We start from the raw sequence: 18,263 nt of genomic DNA, 5'->3' as shown, positions 1-18,263 counted from the left end.
TTTAATCATATTGTTCCAAAAAATATTTTAAAACATCAGTTGTGGTAATGATCCCTTTAAGTTCTCCATTATCAACTACCGGTAGCGCATGAAATTCTTCTTTCACAAATATTTCTGCCGAATCTCTAATGATCGTATCAGATGATATTGTCTTCGGTTTTGATGTCATGACCTGAGCTATGTTCAGCATGTCAAGAATAGCTTCGTCAGCACCTTCCTGACCTTCGAATAAAGCTCCAAAAGTCAATCGGTTGATATCTGTTCTGCTAATAATACCAATTACATCCTTACCACAAACTACCGGAATGTGACGAATGGCATGTTTCTTTAATTTTTCAACTACATCCCTTAGGTTGTCATTTTCATTTACAGTAACGACACCTTTAGTCATTATATGACTGATTGGTTCTCTTTTTTTCATAATTGATTAGGTTTTAAAGTTGTATCAAATATGTAAAATAAATCGTATAAATAATATGATTTTTGTCATCTCGTAGAGATAGTTTGGTGCAATTGTAAAAACCTCTTTTTTTGGATTTTCATTTAAAAAGAAGATTAAAATTGTAACTTTATAAGAGATAAAACAGATAAGAATATAAAAATCATTCTATTGTTCATTTGAAATTGTATTGATTGAAATTTAAAATAGTATTTTTGCACTATGGAAACAAATAGACAGAAAAAAATAGGCGGTGTCATCCAAAAAGATTTGGTTGATATTTTGCAAGGTGAAGTGAGAAAAAACGGAATTAGTAATTTGGTAATTTCGGTATCCAAAGTTAGCGTTACTTCAGATTTATCTGTGGCAACAGTGTATTTAAGTATTTTTCCTCAGGACAAAGCCAAAGAAACTTTAGAAGGTATAAAATCAAATTCGACTTTAATTAAGCATGATTTATCACAACGCGTACGTTTGCAATTACGTCGTGTACCCAATCTGGTATTCTTTATCGATGACTCTCTTGATTATATCGAAAAAATTGATAACGCATTATCAAACAGAGAAAACCCAATCGAAAATCGTGATCTTTTAGAAAAAAGAAGAAAATCATAAATTGAATTTCCCGCTTTACATAGCCAAACGTTATATTTTTAGCAGAAGTAAAAACAATGCTATCAATATTATTAATCGCATTGCCAGCATGGGAATTATTGTTGGCACAATGGCTTTGTTTGTGGTTTTATCCGTTTTTAGCGGATTAAAAGTCTTTAGTCTTTCGTTTACAAACGAAATAGATCCGGATCTAAAAATTACCAGTACTTACGGAAAATCATTTTTGATTACACCGGATCAGGAAAATCAAATTAAAAAGATTGACGGTATTGTTTCGTATACCAAAATCATCGAAGAACGCGTTTTGTTTCTTTTTAAAGACAAACAACAAGTAACCTATTTAAAAGGTGTTGATAGAAATTATCCCGTTGTTAATAATATCAAGAAAAAACTGTTTAACGGAGAATGGCTAAAACCCGAAACTTATCAGGTGGTTATAGGTTACGGAATCGCCCAGGATTTCTCGATGGGAATATTGGATTTCGAAAATCCATTGCAAATATTTGCACCTAAACCAGGAAAAGGAGCAATCGAAAATCCCGAAGAAGCGTTTAATAAAACAGATGTTTTACCGGTTGGAATTTACTCCATCAGCGAAGATTTGGATTCGAAATATGTGTTTGCTGATTTGGGTTTAGCTCAGGAATTGCTGATGTACAAACCCAACCAGATTTCAGGAATCGAATTTCATTTGAAAAAAAACGTAGATGAAAATGAGATTGGAGCTAAATTACAAACAATTTTCAATCATAAAATCACATTAAAAAACAGAGAACAACTGAATGAGTCTTTGTATAAAATGCTAAACACAGAAAATATTGTGGTCTACCTGATTTTTACTTTGGTGATTATTGTGGCGCTTTTTAATTTAGTTGGAGCTTTGATTATGATGATCTTAGAAAAGAAAGGAAACCTAAAAACCCTTTTCAATCTGGGAACTGAAATCAATAGTTTGCGAAAAATATTCCTGCTTCAGGGAACTTTATTAAGTGTTTTTGGAGGCATAGTTGGTCTCGTTCTGGGGATCATTTTGGTATTGCTACAGCAACAATATGAACTGATTATGATCACGCCAACTCTGGCATATCCAGTCGTTTTTAATCTTGAAAATGTACTGATAGTTATGGCAACTATTGTATCACTTGGTTTTGTGGCTTCTTTAATAGCTAGCAGTCGTGTAAGCAAAAAGTTATTGGATTAGTACTTCTTAGTAAAAATATTACTTATATTTATCCTCTTAAAAAACTACCGCATATGATTGTTTCTGCCTAATCCTATTTTATTTTTCGAATAATTAGGATACTTACGTTTATTTTTCTTCAGTTCAGATCTTTGAATCCGGACTAATTTTATCATTTATCCTAATACATCATGACAGAAACAACTATACAGAAAAGTTTATTTTCTAAAATTTATACCACTTTAAAACAAGCAATCAAAGGAGATGAATCTTTTGATTATACAGCAGGTAGCATCAAAAAAGCAGTTATTCTATTGGCCATTCCGATGGTTTTAGAAATGATGATGGAATCTGTTTTTGCTTTAGTCGATTTATATTTCGTCGGACATTTAGAACATAGTAGTTTTGCCATTCAAACCGTTGGTTTGACAGAATCTGTACTTACCATTATATATTCAGTTGCTATTGGTATGAGTATGGCCGCAACAGCAGTTGTAGCAAGACGTATAGGCGAAAAAGATCCTGTTGCTGCTGCAAAGGCAGGAATGCAGGCTATTATTATTGCATTTGCGATTAATAGCATAATAAGTATCCTGGGCGTTATGTATGCCAAAGAAATTCTAATTCTCATGGGAGCTTCTGAGGCAGCAGCAGAACATGGCTACCTCTTTACACAAATTATGATTGGATCAAGTTTATGCATCATGCTTTTATTCCTGATCAACGGAATATTTCGTGGCGCCGGAAATGCAGCCATTGCCATGAAAAGTCTTTGGTTAGCTAATATTTGTAATATTATTTTATGCCCAATATTGATCAATGGTTTCGGCCCGGTTCCTGCGTTTGGATTAACAGGAGCTGCAATTGCTACTACTTTGGGAAGAAGCATTGGAGTATTGTACCAACTCTATCATTTGTTTTTTGGAAATGGAGTTTTAAGAATTAAAATTTCTTATTTTATTCCGGATCTTGAGCAGATAAAAGCATTAGTAAAAATTGCTGCTCCGGGAGTTTTGCAATTCGTTATTGCTTCTTGCAGCTGGATTTTTCTGGCGCAATTGGTAGCAACAACGGGTGGCGATCACGGCTCGGCAGGATATCAGACTGCACTTAGAATTATGATGTTTTTCATTCTTCCGGCTTGGGGATTAAGTAATGCGGCTGCAACTTTGGTAGGACAAAATCTGGGAGCCAAACAAATCGATCGTGCGGAAAAATCAGTCTATACAACAGCCAAATACAATGTTATTTTTATGACAACCATTATGATTATCACATTATGTTTTGGTCAGTATATTATTTCGTTTTTTACTAATGATGAATTGGTAAAAACAATAGCCGTCGAAGCTTTACAGATCATGAGCATCGGATTTATCTTCTACGGAATTGGAATGGTTTTAATTAATACTTTCAACGGAGCAGGAGATACCTGGACACCAACCGGAATTAATTTCTTTGGTTTTTGGCTGTTCCAAATTCCGTTAGCGTACGTTTTAGCCAAACATTTTAATATGGGACCAAGAGGAGTTTTTATTGCAATTCCGGTTGCCGAAACGGCTATAACACTGGCAAGTATTTTCTTTTACAAAAGAGGGAAATGGAAACGTATTCAGGTATAAATCTATAAATACAAAAAGACCTTCAAATTTTGAAGGTCTTTTTGTATCAGGATCTTTGTCAAAGTTTTAAACTTTGACAAAGATTATTATATTCTAAACAAATTCATATCCAGCATAAACCTGTTCGATCTCTTTCATAATAGCAAACAAAGCTTCCGGTTCATCAGTAGTTACCAATTTTTGTTTGTATTCCTTAAACGAATGAATTCCTTTGAAATAATTGGTATAATGACGGCGCATTTCAACGATTCCTAAACGTTCGCCTTTCCATTCCATTGACCACATTAAGTGATTTCTCGCAGCTTCTACACGATCAATAACCGTAGGAGCAGCTAAGTGTTCACCCGTTTTAAAATAATGCTTGATTTCGTTAAAAATCCACGGATAACCAATGGCAGCACGGCCAATCATGATTCCGTCAATGCCGTATTCGTTTTTATATTTTAATGCTTTTTCCGGATTGTCGATATCGCCGTTTCCAAAAATAGGCATTGTAATTCTGGGGTTGTTTTTTACACGTGCAATGTGCGACCAGTCAGAGTGGCCTTTATACATTTGGGCGCGGGTTCTGGCGTGAATCGTTAAAGCCTGAACACCAATATCCTGAAGTCTTTCAGCAACTTCATCAATGTTGATCGAGTTATCATCCCAGCCTAAACGAGTTTTTACTGTTACAGGCAAATCAGTACTTCTGATAACCGCTTTTGTCAAACGCACCATCAAATCTACATCTTTTAAAACTCCGGCTCCGGCACCTTTACAAACCACTTTTTTTACCGGACATCCAAAATTAATATCCACTAAATCAGGTTTTACTGTAGAAACAATTTTAGACGAAAGTGCCATTGCTTCCTCATCTCCACCAAAAATCTGAATTCCAACCGGACGTTCGTAATCAAAAATATCCAACTTCATTCTACTTTTGATCGCATCACGAATTAATCCTTCAGATGAAATAAATTCAGAATACATCATGTCAGCGCCATGCGTTTTGCATAATCTGCGAAACGGCGGATCACTAACATCTTCCATCGGTGCGAGTAATAAAGGAAATTCGGGTAATTCTATGTTGCCAATCTTGACCATCTTCAATATTTTGTGCAAAATTACAACATTTAGTTTAATTTGTACCAAATTGAGGTTCAAAGGTTCAGAGTAACAAAGTTACAAAGGTTTTTAAATCCTATAAGTTAGATAGTTCATTTAATAAAAGGGGGTGGTTTTTGTAAATTTTTGCAGTGTTTTGTCATTTCGACCGAAGGGAGAAATCACACTAGTTAATCGACAAAGATTGAAGATATACTTTGAGGAATTTCTTGTGTGATTTCTCCCTTCGGTCGGAATGACAGGTAGAAGACTTTTACCATGTACAGAGAAACCTTTGTCCCTCTGAACCTTTGCATCTTTGTACCTATATTAAGACCTATAATCAAAAAACCGAATTGGTTTTCGGCTCATTGGATTAAAAACTAAAGGATTCAAAGTTTCTTTCGATGCAAATTCAATCTTTGGTGTAACCCTTAATTTCGCTCTGAAGTGATCTTTGATTTCCTGCAAAAATTCAGCAGATTGATTTTTAGCGGCAATTTTTATCAGGATTTCATCAGTGCCTAAATCATTGGTAGAAATTTCAATGATATGATTTTCGATATTGTCAAAACCACTCAAAACATCATTCATCGCTGGCGGATAAAGAGTTGTTCCTTTGTATTTTATCATTTGTTTTTTACGTCCCACAACCGGACCAACACGCAATGTGTTTCTTCCGCAAGCACAAGGACTATTGTGCAGTTGTACAATATCTCCGGTTTTAAAACGTAACAAAGGCATAGCTTCAATTCCTAAAGTGGTAAAAGTCAATTCGCCAATTTCACCGTCTTTTACAGGAATATTATTTTCATCCAGCACTTCAACAATAATCAATTCCGGATGATGATGACCTCCAACGCCGTGTTCGCATTCTGTAAAAGCAGTGCTCATTTCTGTAGAAGCATAAGTCGAAAATAACTTAATATTCCACTTTTCAGTGATTTTATTGGATAAAATATTCATCGAAAAATCCTGATTTCTTAACGATTCTCCAATGCAAATGGCGCCTTTTATACTCGAATTATTGTAATCAATTCCGTGTGCTTCTGCGTATTCAATTAACTTTAATAAAAACGAAGGAACGGTAATTAAATACGAAGGTTTGTATTTTAAAATAGAATCCCATTGCAATTCCGGAATTCCGGCACCAACGCGAATAACACCTACTTTTAGTTTTCGTAATCCCAGGAAATAAGCCAGACCAGCCATAAACTTTCTGTCAATTGTGGTCATTAATTGCACCACATCGCCTTCTGCAATTCCGGCACAGGCAAACGAAATAGCTTCATTATACGCCAAGCGGTCTAAGTCAGAATCGGTCAGGCCAAAAGTGACAGGATCTCCTAAGGTTCCGGAAGTCGAAGCATAATCGATAATTTTATTTTGAGGAACACATAAAAAATCATCGTTGTATTCCTGTAAATTTTCTTTCGTCGTTATAGGCAAATATTGTAAATCTTCGAGTGTTTTAACCTTTGAAATATCAATGTTTTGACCCGCAAAAAGGCGTTTGTAAAAAGGGGAATTTTGACTGATATATTCTAAAAGTTCAACTAATTTCTGCTCTTGAAAATTTTTAATTTCTTCTAAAGAATCTTTTTCTATTAATGGAATCATTGTAATTTTCTTTTGATTTTTTTTAAATACTTTTCAATTGCTGTTTTATCAGGAACTGTTGTGATTTCTTTGGTTAAAGCTTTTTCAAAATGAGCCTGAGAAAGCTTGTATTCTTTTTTTTGATAAAAGTACAACCCTGCTTTGTAATACACAACCCAATAATCAGGGTTTAAGGATTGATATTGTTGAATAAATTCAGGGCTAATCGTTTCTTTATTTTTGAGATATAAATCTATTTTATCATCTTCAGTTCTAAATTTCTGATAGTTTTTGTATTGAACAGTTTCCAGAAAAGGATCTTTTGGAATGTCTAGATTTTTTTGTTGAAATGAAACAATCGAGCTTCTTTTTCTTTCTTTAAAAATAGAATCCAGATTATAGCAAACAAATTCTCCTAATTGATACGGATTTGCCGAAACCCAAACCATTTTTTCTTTTGGTTTAAAGATAACGCCATGATGCGCCATCAATTGATTCAGTGCTTTTTCGTTGCCATAACCCAAAGAAATATTTTTTAAACCGTCTTTATTTCTTAGAATTTCTGAGGCAATTTTTGGGTTGATTTTAGGATTTTCTGCAAAAAGTTCCTGCATTCTTTCCAGGCGATATTCAGAATGGCTGTTGATAATTTGCGATTGATTTCGTTTTTCGTTTTTTAAATCTTCTCCCTGAAAATGATTTGAGCAGAATAATTGATTACTATTTGGAACTTCATAAACGTCCATTTTTTTAGGTGAAACTTCAATCAAAATCGCTTTGTTATCTTGCGCACTTCCCACCATAATAGATTCTGAAACAAAGACTTCTCTCTTTTTGGCGATAGCAATTGCTTCCTCAATATTTTTTGCGTGTTGTAAAATTTCACGTGTCAAAATCGAGATTGGCGTTTTGGCAATCAACGGAATTTCAGATTTTGAAGCATTAATAGTAACCGTTAAACCTTGCTCATTCATTCCGGAAACGGCACCAACCATTCCGGGCCACGTTACCATCATAAATTGGTGACCTTCTTTCGGGTTTATAAACGCGACGATTTTATTTTCCGCGAAAGCGTCACTCACATAAAAGTCAAAATTTCGACCCAGGATTAAATTTCCATCTTCAGATTTTTCTCCCCAGGCGGCAAAAGACGAACAGCCTACTAAAGCCAAATCCTGCAAAGCATGCCCAATATCGTGTGCGGCATGTAAATACAAACTGCGTTGATATTGTGGGGCGATGTTGTCAAAATCATGTGAGGTATATTGAGAAACGCCAAAAATCTCCGTTTGATATTCTTCCGGAACATTCGTATATAATTTTCGATTGTACCATTTTAAAAATTGCCGAAGGAGTTTCTGCTGAAATTTTGACGGAACAATGTCCTTTATTTTAGAGAAAAAGATATGTTCCTGATTTTTTAAAAGAGAGTCAGACAAAGCGCCTGTATTAAGGCCAATTTCAAGAGGATCACCTTCAACATACAATTCCCAAAGACCCTGTTTGTTTTTTAAAAGGGAATTTTTTCCTGAAGTAAAAACACTATCAGATTGTTTTATTACAAGGGGTTTGGTAGCATTATACTGGGAAACTTCAGGAAGATGATGCATGGATTTTGATGTTCCGCAGGAGGCCAACATCAATAAAAAACCAACGAAAAAAAATAAATTAATCCGGCCTTTCATATCCACACTTTTTATTCAGATGCTTGATTTATTTTGGTGACTAAATATTCTTTTCCCAGAATTTCTGAGCAGGTGACAACCGCGCCAATCGTTACGCCTAAAACTCCGTGCATGTTGATACTTTGGCCTGTAAGATATAAATTATCCAGCTTAGTTTTTGACGGAATCAGGGTTTTCATCGGATTATTCGAATCTTTAACATAACCATACATATTACCATTGTCTCCGCCAATATAATCGCGATACGAAAGCGGAGTAGAAGTGTGAACAGATTGAATGCAATTTGTAATACCAGGAAATTTCAATTCAATTTCGATTAAAAACTTAGCTGCTTTTCGGGATTTAAATTCGTCATAGCTTTCTCCGCGATCATTTTCATCAACCGTTGTATTAAAAGTATTCCTCCAGGGCGCGACATCTTCGTATTTCATGTAGGTGATAAAAGTCATTCCTTCTGCCCATTCTTCTTGCTTTTTCGAGGCATTCATAGAAGCCATAAAAGCTTTTGGCCAGGAGTTTTCGTCATAATCATGAGCCGTCCAGACTTCACTGCTTTTTTTAAAATGGTAATGATTGTGATTGATGTATTTGAAAGTTTGGGGTTTAAAAACAATGTACAAACTAAAGGCCGAAATAACGCCTTCGAGACTTTGAACCCTGCTGTAAAATGATTTTCTAAAGTTTTCTTCGCCAGCCAGTTTTAGTGTGGTTTTGGGTTCTATGTTAGAGATAAAATAAGAACCGGAAACCTTAGTTCCGTCTTTCATATCAACCGAAGTTACTTTTTTATCTTCGACATTAAATCGCGTAACTTCTTTGTATTTATAAAACTCGCCGCCGTGTTTTTTAAGCTGTTTCAGAAGCTGCTTTGTGATCTGACTTCCGCCATTGATACAACGCCAGGAACTTTGAATATAAGAGTTTACAGAAAGGGCGTGAACGTAAAACGGTGATTTATCAGCAATACCTGCGTACAAAAAATTAGAACCGGCAAGAACTGCTTTTAGTTTTTCGTCCTGAGTACACTCTTCGATGGTTTCTTTGGCGTTTAGAGACAGGATTTCGTTATCGTATTTTCCTTCCCATTCTAAATTATAGAGCGGAAAACATTCGCAAATCGCTTTTATTTTTTTACAATATTCCTCGATGTTTGCTTTTTCATTTGGGAAAAAAGTGACCAATTGATTGGCAAAATTATCATAACCTTGTGCATGCGGATATTCATTTTCATCATCTTCAAAAGAAATAATATCAAAACCATTTTCATCTAATTTTTTCAAATTGAGATGATTCATGATGCCCAAATACTTAAAATATTTGTATAAGTTTTGGCCTTCTTCTAAACCTCCTATATAATGAATTCCGGTATCAAAAATGGTTTTATCGCGCACAAAAGTTTGTAGATTTCCGCCGTATTGATTGTTTTTTTCGAGCACACAAACGCTATAACCTTCTTTCGCCAGAATTATTGCCGAAACCAATCCGCCAAGACCGCTGCCTGTAATTACTACATCGTATTGCTCCTTCATGCTAATTTTTTCTTTAATACCGTTATACCATTTTCTTCTGAAACAATTTTAAAGCCGGAAGTAACCAATTTTGTTTTATAATGCAGGCAATATATCAAAATTACAGAAGAAAATTTTGAAGCGATTTTTTCAGGATTATCGTTATAACTTTCGTCAGAAATCAAAAGAACATCATATTGATTTTCAAGTACAGATTCTAATTGATTCGGATAAGAGATTTTTCTTTTTTTAAGGAAATAATTCGTTTTAGCAACTGCTAGTTTTTCTTCGTCAGAAATAAAAGAAATTACTTTGCGTTGTGGTTCCTGCAAAGTCAATAAAACGTCTAATTGTCCGTAATTATTAGCTAAGTGCAATATTTTGGCTTTCGCCGAAAGATGCTTGTTAAGCTCATAATACGTTTCGAGATTGTTTTTTAAATCATTTTTGACAGAATTTATAATTTCAATTTCTTTGTAATCATAACTATGAATCAGCATTTTTTTGAAATAATCCGGACCTTCTAATTGTTGACGAACTTTATGAAATTCTTCTTTAAAATAGGCACTTAAGAGTTTTGTTCTTTCGGCATAATTTTTCCCGAAAGAAAGATTATCGGGAGTAATTCTTTCTAAAATAGATAATGTAACATGGCTATGATGAATAACAAAATCGCCTTTTGGGATTGCTTCTGATGCGCCATGAATTAAAACCGGAACAATATCCAGATTAAATTCTTCAGCCAGATAAAAAGCACCTTTATGAAAACGATTTATCTGATTACTTTGCGAACGTGTTCCTTCCGGAAAAATCATTAGTGAATATCCTTCATTTACTTTTTGTCGTAAATGTTCAACGCCGCCTTCGATACCTTCTGAAACCGGATAAAATCCTGCTTTTCTAACCGTTCCGCCAAAAATAGGAGAGTTGTAAACCCAGTCGTTTACAAGAAATATAATTTTAGGACTCAGCATTCCCATTGCCAGAATATCGATAAACGAAGAATGATTGGCAATAATAATCGCTGGTTTTTCAAAGTTTTCATTAAACTTATTGATGACTTTTTTGTGCAAAAACGGATTTGAATACAAAACCGAATTCATGAATCTTGAAATGCAATAACGAAATGCTTTCATTTTTGTTTTTTCGTTTATTGGGAGAATTGGCATAATGGTGATGCTAAAAAGTGACATCAAAATACCGCCAAGTCCGTAGTAGGTAAACGAAATAATACCGTGTATAAAACTTCGTAATTCGAAAGGAGCATTTCCTTTTTTCGCACGATTGGATATGAATAATTTAAAAAGAATCGGGTAGAAAATAAACGTAATAATCAACGCGGCAAAAACCCCAATCAAGGAAACAGATGATATAGAGCGCAACGCCGGATGATGGGCAAAAATCATGGCGCCAATTCCTAAAATGGTTGTGATAACTGCCAGAATTATTGACGTTCTGTAAATCGCGATTTCGTTTTTTCCGTTGGTATATTCTTTTTGAAGTGCACTGGTCATGAAAATACTAAAATCGACACCGTGACCAAAAATCAAAGTACAAACAATCATGCTAAATATGTTCATTTGAATGCCAAAGATGCCCATAATCCCTGCCGTTACAATTCCGGTTAAGGCAATCGGGATACAACTTACGATGACCAATTCGACTCTGCAGAAAAAGAAAAACAAAATCAGAATTACAGCCACAAACGAATAATTTACAAGCGAATTAAAATCGGTTTTTAAAGTGCTGAAAAAAGTTTCATTCATTTGCTGACGGTCAATCGCAATCAGGTTATTTTTGGAGGAAACCGATTTTACAAAAGCATCTCTTTGTTCAGGCGAAACTTTTACCAAAGTAGAAATCGTGAAAAAACCATTCTTCTCGGTTACAAATTCCTTTAGTTGCAAAGCCTGAACTTTTAGATATTCTTGTGCCGAAATAGGTTTAAAATTATAATTTAAATGATCGTAAAAAGTCGAATAAGTTGAGGATTTAAAACCTAGTTTTGAACCTTCGGCAATCAATTCAGATTGTAGAACTTGTTTTTTATTGGTATCCCAAAACGAATTCCATTTGTCGATTTTTTGTTGTTGTTCTTTTTGCGAAAGCATAATCCCACCAACTGAACTGAAATTCAATATTTTCTTCGTTTGTTTTTCTTTTGATAAATCGGTAAAAAGGCGGCTGTTGTTTTGTAAAACTTCCTCCATACTTTTTCCGTACGAAGCCAGATAAATAGTTTTTGATGTTAAACTCGTGCTTTCTTCCAGATCTTTTTCGGCGGCTTTAATTTCTTTTGGAACAAAATTTAATTGCGACAAATCATTATTGAAGCCCACATTATTATAAGTGAAACAGCAAACGATTGTAATTAAAACACAAAAACCAATCAGGTATTTATTGTTATGAAACGAGAAATGCGCCAGTTTATCAATGGCATTTTTCTTGTGTTCAAAATTATTTTCTTTCGGTTTATACAAATGCGGAACAATCAAAAGCGAGAAGATTCCGGTTGCCATAACGATTACAGCAGCGAAAATCCCTAAGTCATTTAAGGCATCAGATTTTACAAAAAGTAAACATAAAAAAGCAACAGCCGTTGTAGAACTGCTCATAATTACGGGCATTGTAATGTCTTTGTACAAAGTTTTTACATCGCTGTTATGTTTGTAATGCGTGAGAATATGTATCGAATAATCGATTGTGATTCCTAACAAGATTGATCCGATTCCCAAAGAAATGGCTGAGATTTGTTCTTTGGCAAAATACAAAAACGCCACGGCGAACAAAGCACCAAAAATCGTTGGAAGAAAAATGATTAACGGAATTAATACTTTTCGATAAAACAAAATCAGGATCAGCATTAGCGTGATCATCGCGATTGTTGTCGTTAAAATAATATCGCTTTTGATTTGATCTGCATTGGCAACCGCAATCAAAGCCGAACCAAAATAGCTAATCGAGGTTTTGCCTTTGAATTTCTGATTTAGATTTTCCTGAATTGATTTTAGTTTATTTACAAAAATCGTGTTCTTTTCGGTTTCGCTCGAAGGTAAGTTTGAAGTTATAAAAAGCAATAATTTTGTTTTGTCCTTGGTCATTACAAAACCATTGTTGAGCGTAAAATCGTCGCCAATATTTAATTGTTGTAGTTTTTTTAAAGCGATAAATGAAATCCCAAGCGGATCTTGCAGAATAAAATCTTTGGTTACAAATCCGGATGGCGATATAATCGATTTATAATTTCCCTGAACGGTTGCGGCAATACTATCTTTTTGAAGTTTATTCTGAATTGCAGCATAATCTTTACTCTCCAGAAAAAGAGGTAAATTATTGTAAACAAAATCTATGGTTTCCTGAATGTTTTCTTCGTCGATTTTCCCCTGAATCCCGGTTATGTAAGGTTTGCAGGATTTCGCAACGCTATCAGAAAAAGCGGTTGCCATTTCTTTTAAATCTTCTTCAGAACCGTTTTTATCAAGTTTGAAAATAACGGTAGTTTTATCAGCAAAATTAAGTTGTTTCAGGACTTTTGCGGTAACATCAGATTTATCGTTTGTTGGGATAAGTTTGGTAATGTCTTCTTCAAACTTAATTTGAGAAGCAAAAAAACCAAACGCAAAGAGCATCAAAATGGCCAAAGCAACCGATAAAGTTTTTCGTCGGTTTACAAACAAGTGAATGGCGTAGAAGTATTGATGCATAATTATTTATTGTTGTTTTTCTGCGTAAATTTTTTTGCCACAAATTAAAAGGATTAAATTGATTTTAAGTTCTGTGTCAGTTCGCCACGAATTTCATGAATTTTCGCGAATTAATTTGTGCTAATTTGTGAAATTTGTGGTGAAAAAAATCAGCGTAAATCCTTTTAATCTGTGGTAACTTTTACGTAATATTCGTTTTATTCTTAGAACTAAAAGCTGTTAAAAGCAAATAACTTATAAGACCGAAACTCAGTGCCAAAACGGATGCTAAAATAAGACTTCCGACGATATATTGGGTAGCATTTTTTTGAATATCGTCGAGTGTGACGGAACTATCTAAAATTAGTGGTGCATCATTTGTTACAAAATAGCTTCCCATTTTTAGAGAACCGTAAATAACAAAAGGGATGAAAGGCGGAAAACTCACATTCGAAGCCAGATAAGCAATGACTTTATTGAGCCTGAACAAAGCGGCAAAAGTAAAAAGCAAAACGGTTTGAAATCCCCAAAATGGAGAAATCCCGATAAAAATACCCAAAGCAATTGCGGCTGATTTTTTGAAATTAGAGTCGGAACTTTCTAAAATATCTTCAAGAAAGAATTTTTTAAAACCTTTTTTTTTTGCTCTTCTAAAAAAATCTCTCGGTTTAATGTACAACAATGCGTTGAGAACCAAAACGGTATTTAAAATACTAATTCTGGTAAAATCTTTAAAAGGGCGAAAATGCGAAACACGTTCTGAAGGATCGTACAAAATTTGGATTGGAATGTTTTTAACCACAATTCCTTTCCATGCCGATCGCACAATGACTTCAATTTCGAACTCAAATTTATTGGTATAAAATTTTTTCGGTATCAACTTTAACGGATATAATCTAAATCCGGATTGTGTGTCTTCGAGTACAATTCCAGTTTCGAACTTAAACCAGAAATTCGAAAATTTATTGCCAAAACTACTTTTCTTTGGCACATTTTCCTGCATCATATTACGGCTTCCAATCAAAAGAGAATTGGGTTCGTTTTGAATGGCAGAAAGAAAATTAGGAATATCAGCAGCAAAATGTTGTCCGTCAGAATCAATCGTGATGGCGTATTCAAAATGCATTTCGATTGCTTTTCTAAAACCATTTCGGAGCGCCCTTCCTTTTCCTAAATTTTTAGGATGGTGAATTTGGGCAAGCTCCGAATATTGTTTTAAAATTTCGTTTGTTGTATCTGTTGAACCGTCATTGACGATGATCACATTAGAAGTAAAATCTAAAATAGAATCCAGCACTTTTTTCAACGTTTTGTGATTATTGTATGTTGGCACAATAACACAAAAATTGGTCGAATTAAGTAATTCTTGTTGAGATAAGGTTGGTTGCATTGGGATTTTTTTCTTTGCCTTACTTCACAAATTGCTTCTCTTTTTCAGAGAAACTTTTCGATTGTAAAACGAAGTCTTTTAGATATTCTTTCAAAGCGGCATTTTGCTCATCATAATGTTCCATAATGAATTTTTTGTCTTCCTTAATGTTCTTCTTATAACCGGTAATTCCGGGAACATCTTCCTGAATACTCAATCGAATCATTCTGATTTCGATATTGTTAAGATCACTTTTTAAAGTTGCTTCAAGAAGTTTTGCACCTTCCTTAAAACGGGAAATTTTGCTTCCTATTAAATTCTCAAACTTAGAATCCAACAAAATTGAAGCTGCCTTATAGGCCACTAAAATTTTTTCATCGCTATTCGAAACTACCGAAAGTTTTTCTGTAAATTCTTTAGCTTTAGCTTCTGACTTAGCAACATCAGAATACATTTTTCGGATCGATGCCAAATCTGGGGTTCCGGCAAAATTTATCCATAGAAGTAGTGATAATAGTAATTTCATAGTTATAATTTTTTATACGCATTGCTTAATTTCAAAGCAACGGTGTCGTTAAAATATGTGGTGTTTTTCACCTTTACCAAATCATCTTCTGTGGTTGTAATGTCAAGTTCTAAGCGCAATTCCGGATTTGTTTCCGGATTGATTAATGCCATGAATTTTACATTGGTCAGTGTTTGTATCATCAACGAACTTTTTGTGATTGATTCTGTAAGTTCTTTGATTATCTGAATCATGCAAACGCCCGGCATAATTGGGTTTCCTGGAAAATGACCTTTAAAAACCTCATGATTGGCATTAACTAATATACGAATATTATATTTAGCATCTCCTGTTTTTTCTTCTGAAAGTACGTTATAAAAGTCTTTTAAAACCATATTTGTATTTTTTTATTTCGTTTCAAAAGAGTAAGAAATCCCTATTTGAAAATTGATATTAGTATTATAATCACCAAAAAAGTAATGACTATTAGTATTATTATGATAGTAATCACTGTCTAAAACATCGAAAAACCCTTTTTTAAAGCGGAATTCAAATGCGAGGCCGGAAGGCATATGATATCCAATACCGGTTACAAACGCCAGATCATTATTTTCTTTTCTAAGAGCCAGATTATCATGTACAAGAACATCTAAGGCAGGTCCGAATTGTATTTGAAAACCCGGTCCAAATGTAAATTTGTTAATAATAGAAAATGATAGATAGTCGAGTTTTAAATCCTGATGAGCGACATTTTCTGTTCCTGTAATTGGGTCAGTATAATTTCGGGCAACATTATTAGATCCTTGTCTGTTGTAATTTATTTCAGGCTGGAGGGCGTAACGTTTCGTTAGGTTTATTTCTCCAAAACCACCAATATAAAAATCAGGCCTGTAGTCGGCATGCATTTCCGAAATAGTCGAAAGAGATAAACCGCCTCTCAAACCTGGTTTAAAGCTTACCTGGGCTTGTACTTTTGCGAATGCAAAAAAAATGAATACAGCAATCGCTAATTTACTTTTATACATTATTTTACTTTAAAAGTGTAACTAATACCAATCTGGAAAACCTGATTCAGGATCAGATCATTATAGCGATAACCATTATCGTCATACTCAACTCCGTCGTAGCCATAAATGTCAACTAAACCTTGTTTGAATCTTGCTTCAAACGTTAATCCGTTTGGCAGTGTGTATCCAACACCTCCAACAATGGCAAGATCAAAACCTTCAGGATTGCTGTTGATATAATTATCAGAAATTTTTAAATCTACAGATGGACCTCCTAAAATGTGAAAACCTTTACCTCCAATGTTAAATTTTGCAACAGCACCAAGTGTTAAGTAGTTTAATTCATAATTTACATAACGATAATTATAGCCGTTTCCAAAATATTCTCTTCCTTCATCGCCTTGTCTTGAATACGTTATCTCAGGCTGTAACGAAAAATATTTATTAAATTTAATGTTCACCAATCCGCCAATATAAAAATCTGTTTTAGATCGATTATCATCAATATTACTTAATGTTGATAAATTTAAACCGCCTCTAAGCCCGGGGCTAACTTTTACTTGTGCTTGAGGAGATTGAATTCCGATAAATAAAACAAAAGCAATTACGGTTAATTTTTTCATTTTGGTTTGATTTAAAGTTTATGATTAGTTTAATTTTTTATTCTGATTTAAAATAGTTTAGCTCAATTTTCAATTTAATATTCTGATGAATAATCTGGATCTTTTCGGCAAAAATATTGTTTTCTGAAGTAAATGTCAGCGTAAATTTTTCTTTTGTTGGAGAAGCATGAACGACTTTTTTTAATTTATGATCCTTTTTTGAGATAAAAAGGTAGTTATCACGTTTTCCGTCTTTCGATTTATAAATATCATCCGAATCATTTTCAAATTGTTCCTGAATCAGATATTCTTTTTTTAGCAGTAAACGAAAATCTTCCTTTAGAGTATTGATCAGGATTTTTCGATCTAATTCTGATACAATCGAATTGACTTTGAAACTAGTATCAGAAATTTCAAAATCCATTAATTTGTTACCAAATTCGGTTGTAAAAACAATACGGTGTGTTGTATCGTTTATTTTCTTGGCGATGAAAATTCCGCTGATTTCATTTCCGTAAACGGTTATATTCGTTTTATAAACATAATCTGTTTTTGAATCTGAAAAATAGGGAACTTGATAAGACGTTTTGTCTAATTTTTTTGGAGCATAATTTTTTGTGACCGAGCCACAAGAAACTAAAATAATCGCCAGAAAGCAATTAATTAGTAAAAACTGAATCGTCGATTTTTGCATTGATCACTTTATTTTTAAGTACAATTCGGGTATAATCTTCAGATGATTCCAGCAATTTTACCTGAACTACGGTTGCTTCCTCTTTATCAAAAGTCAGTTCGATTTGTTTGATGTATTTCTTGAGCGTAGCATCTTTCGGAATAAATTTCGCCAGATTTTGACCTTTCAATTTAAAATAAGATATCGTAAATTCTTTATCGTCAAACATATTTCCGCTTACGCTGCCCACGATTAATTTATTGATTCGGCCAAAGATTTTACTGTTGCCAATATCAACAGCACTTTTTTTGCCTTCGTCGTTAATAAGGATTTTTCCATTCTTGAAAACAATGCTATAATTGTATGGTTTTTTATATTGCCATTGCAAAAGTGCAGGTTCTTTAAAAATCATTTTACCCGAAGTTTCAATGTCTTTCGATAAAAAATCCAAATGTTTATACTGAACAAAATCAGTACTTAAGGTTTTGATTTTTTTCGAAACTACATTTACATCTTGTTTGAAAGCTGCAATTTCAGCATCTGTCATTTTTTGTTCCTGAGCGAACAAATTGCCTGAAATAAATAGAATTAGTAGAGCTATTTTAGTTTTCATATTTTTTTATATTTTTTGCCACAGATTAAATGATTTACGCAGATTACTATTTAGTTAAAATCCGTTTTTATCCGTGTTTT

General features: G+C 33.9%; 16 protein-coding genes. 3 read left to right on the top strand and 13 right to left on the bottom strand.

The genetic code is table 11. The annotated features are described in order from the left end of the window. Position 1: 1 nt before the first annotated feature. Positions 2-421, bottom strand: a complete 420-nt coding sequence (locus ACQY44_RS12620) for a CBS domain-containing protein (protein ID WP_428230693.1) — start codon at positions 419-421, stop codon at positions 2-4. Positions 422-661: 240 nt separating this feature from the next. Here ACQY44_RS12620 and rbfA point away from each other — a divergent pair, with 240 nt between their 5' ends. From rbfA to ACQY44_RS12605, 3 genes are all read left to right on the top strand, one after another. Continuing rightward, positions 662-1,054, top strand: a complete 393-nt coding sequence (gene rbfA / locus ACQY44_RS12615; protein ID WP_055097718.1) for a 30S ribosome-binding factor RbfA — start codon at positions 662-664, stop codon at positions 1,052-1,054. A 1-nt stretch (position 1,055) separates the two neighbouring features. Further along, on the top strand, positions 1,056-2,255 hold the full coding sequence (locus tag ACQY44_RS12610) for an ABC transporter permease (RefSeq protein ID WP_428230692.1): 1,200 nt from the start codon (positions 1,056-1,058) through the stop codon (positions 2,253-2,255). 170 nt (positions 2,256-2,425) lie between these two features. Next, positions 2,426-3,853, top strand: a complete 1,428-nt coding sequence (locus ACQY44_RS12605) for an MATE family efflux transporter (protein ID WP_428230691.1) — start codon at positions 2,426-2,428, stop codon at positions 3,851-3,853. Positions 3,854-3,946: 93 nt separating this feature from the next. Here ACQY44_RS12605 and dusB read toward each other — a convergent pair whose 3' ends face one another. From dusB to ACQY44_RS12545, 12 genes are all read right to left on the bottom strand, one after another. After that, complete coding sequence (dusB, locus tag ACQY44_RS12600) at positions 3,947-4,939, bottom strand: tRNA dihydrouridine synthase DusB (RefSeq protein WP_194615050.1); 993 nt, start codon at positions 4,937-4,939, stop codon at positions 3,947-3,949. Positions 4,940-5,269: 330 nt separating this feature from the next. Then, a complete protein-coding gene (locus ACQY44_RS12595; protein ID WP_428230690.1) occupies positions 5,270-6,559 on the bottom strand; it encodes a phenylacetate--CoA ligase family protein in 1,290 nt (429 codons plus the stop codon). Next, the gene (locus tag ACQY44_RS12590) at positions 6,556-8,223 is read right to left on the bottom strand and encodes a C45 family autoproteolytic acyltransferase/hydolase (RefSeq protein WP_428230689.1); all 1,668 of its coding nucleotides are present in this window, start codon (positions 8,221-8,223) and stop codon (positions 6,556-6,558) included. Before ACQY44_RS12590 ends, ACQY44_RS12595 begins: the two co-directional genes overlap by 4 nt. Positions 8,224-8,234: 11 nt before the next feature. Next, positions 8,235-9,752 carry a phytoene desaturase family protein gene (locus ACQY44_RS12585; protein WP_428230688.1) on the bottom strand — a complete coding sequence of 506 codons (1,518 nt, stop codon included), beginning with the start codon at positions 9,750-9,752 and terminating at the stop codon, positions 8,235-8,237. Then, positions 9,749-13,435 (bottom strand): 1-acyl-sn-glycerol-3-phosphate acyltransferase, encoded by a 3,687-nt coding sequence (locus tag ACQY44_RS12580; protein ID WP_428230687.1) that lies wholly within the window; start codon positions 13,433-13,435, stop codon positions 9,749-9,751. Before ACQY44_RS12580 ends, ACQY44_RS12585 begins: the two co-directional genes overlap by 4 nt. Before the next feature lie 181 nt (positions 13,436-13,616). After that, on the bottom strand, positions 13,617-14,804 hold the full coding sequence (locus ACQY44_RS12575; protein ID WP_428230686.1) for a DUF2062 domain-containing protein: 1,188 nt from the start codon (positions 14,802-14,804) through the stop codon (positions 13,617-13,619). 19 nt (positions 14,805-14,823) lie between these two features. Then, positions 14,824-15,309, bottom strand: coding sequence for a hypothetical protein (locus ACQY44_RS12570; RefSeq protein WP_428230685.1), 486 nt, complete (start codon positions 15,307-15,309; stop codon positions 14,824-14,826). A 2-nt stretch (positions 15,310-15,311) separates the two neighbouring features. After that, positions 15,312-15,683, bottom strand: coding sequence for a 3-hydroxyacyl-ACP dehydratase (locus ACQY44_RS12565; protein ID WP_428230684.1), 372 nt, complete (start codon positions 15,681-15,683; stop codon positions 15,312-15,314). 12 nt (positions 15,684-15,695) lie between these two features. Beyond that, positions 15,696-16,313: an outer membrane beta-barrel protein gene (locus tag ACQY44_RS12560; protein WP_428230683.1), complete on the bottom strand. Its 618-nt coding sequence runs from the start codon at positions 16,311-16,313 to the stop codon at positions 15,696-15,698. Further along, a complete protein-coding gene (locus ACQY44_RS12555) occupies positions 16,313-16,918 on the bottom strand; it encodes a porin family protein (RefSeq protein WP_428230682.1) in 606 nt (201 codons plus the stop codon). The genes ACQY44_RS12560 and ACQY44_RS12555 overlap by 1 nt, the downstream gene beginning before the upstream one ends. Before the next feature lie 37 nt (positions 16,919-16,955). Further along, a complete protein-coding gene (locus tag ACQY44_RS12550; RefSeq protein WP_428230681.1) occupies positions 16,956-17,591 on the bottom strand; it encodes a hypothetical protein in 636 nt (211 codons plus the stop codon). After that, on the bottom strand, positions 17,557-18,183 hold the full coding sequence (locus ACQY44_RS12545; RefSeq protein ID WP_428230680.1) for an outer membrane lipoprotein carrier protein LolA: 627 nt from the start codon (positions 18,181-18,183) through the stop codon (positions 17,557-17,559). Before ACQY44_RS12545 ends, ACQY44_RS12550 begins: the two co-directional genes overlap by 35 nt. Positions 18,184-18,263 lie beyond the last annotated feature (80 nt).

The organism is Flavobacterium sp. (genome assembly GCF_965277525.1).
In the GTDB taxonomy this organism is placed as follows: domain Bacteria; phylum Bacteroidota; class Bacteroidia; order Flavobacteriales; family Flavobacteriaceae; genus Flavobacterium.
The sequence above is the reverse complement of the archived record's forward strand: the minus strand, read 5'-3'. Positions and strand labels throughout refer to the sequence as shown.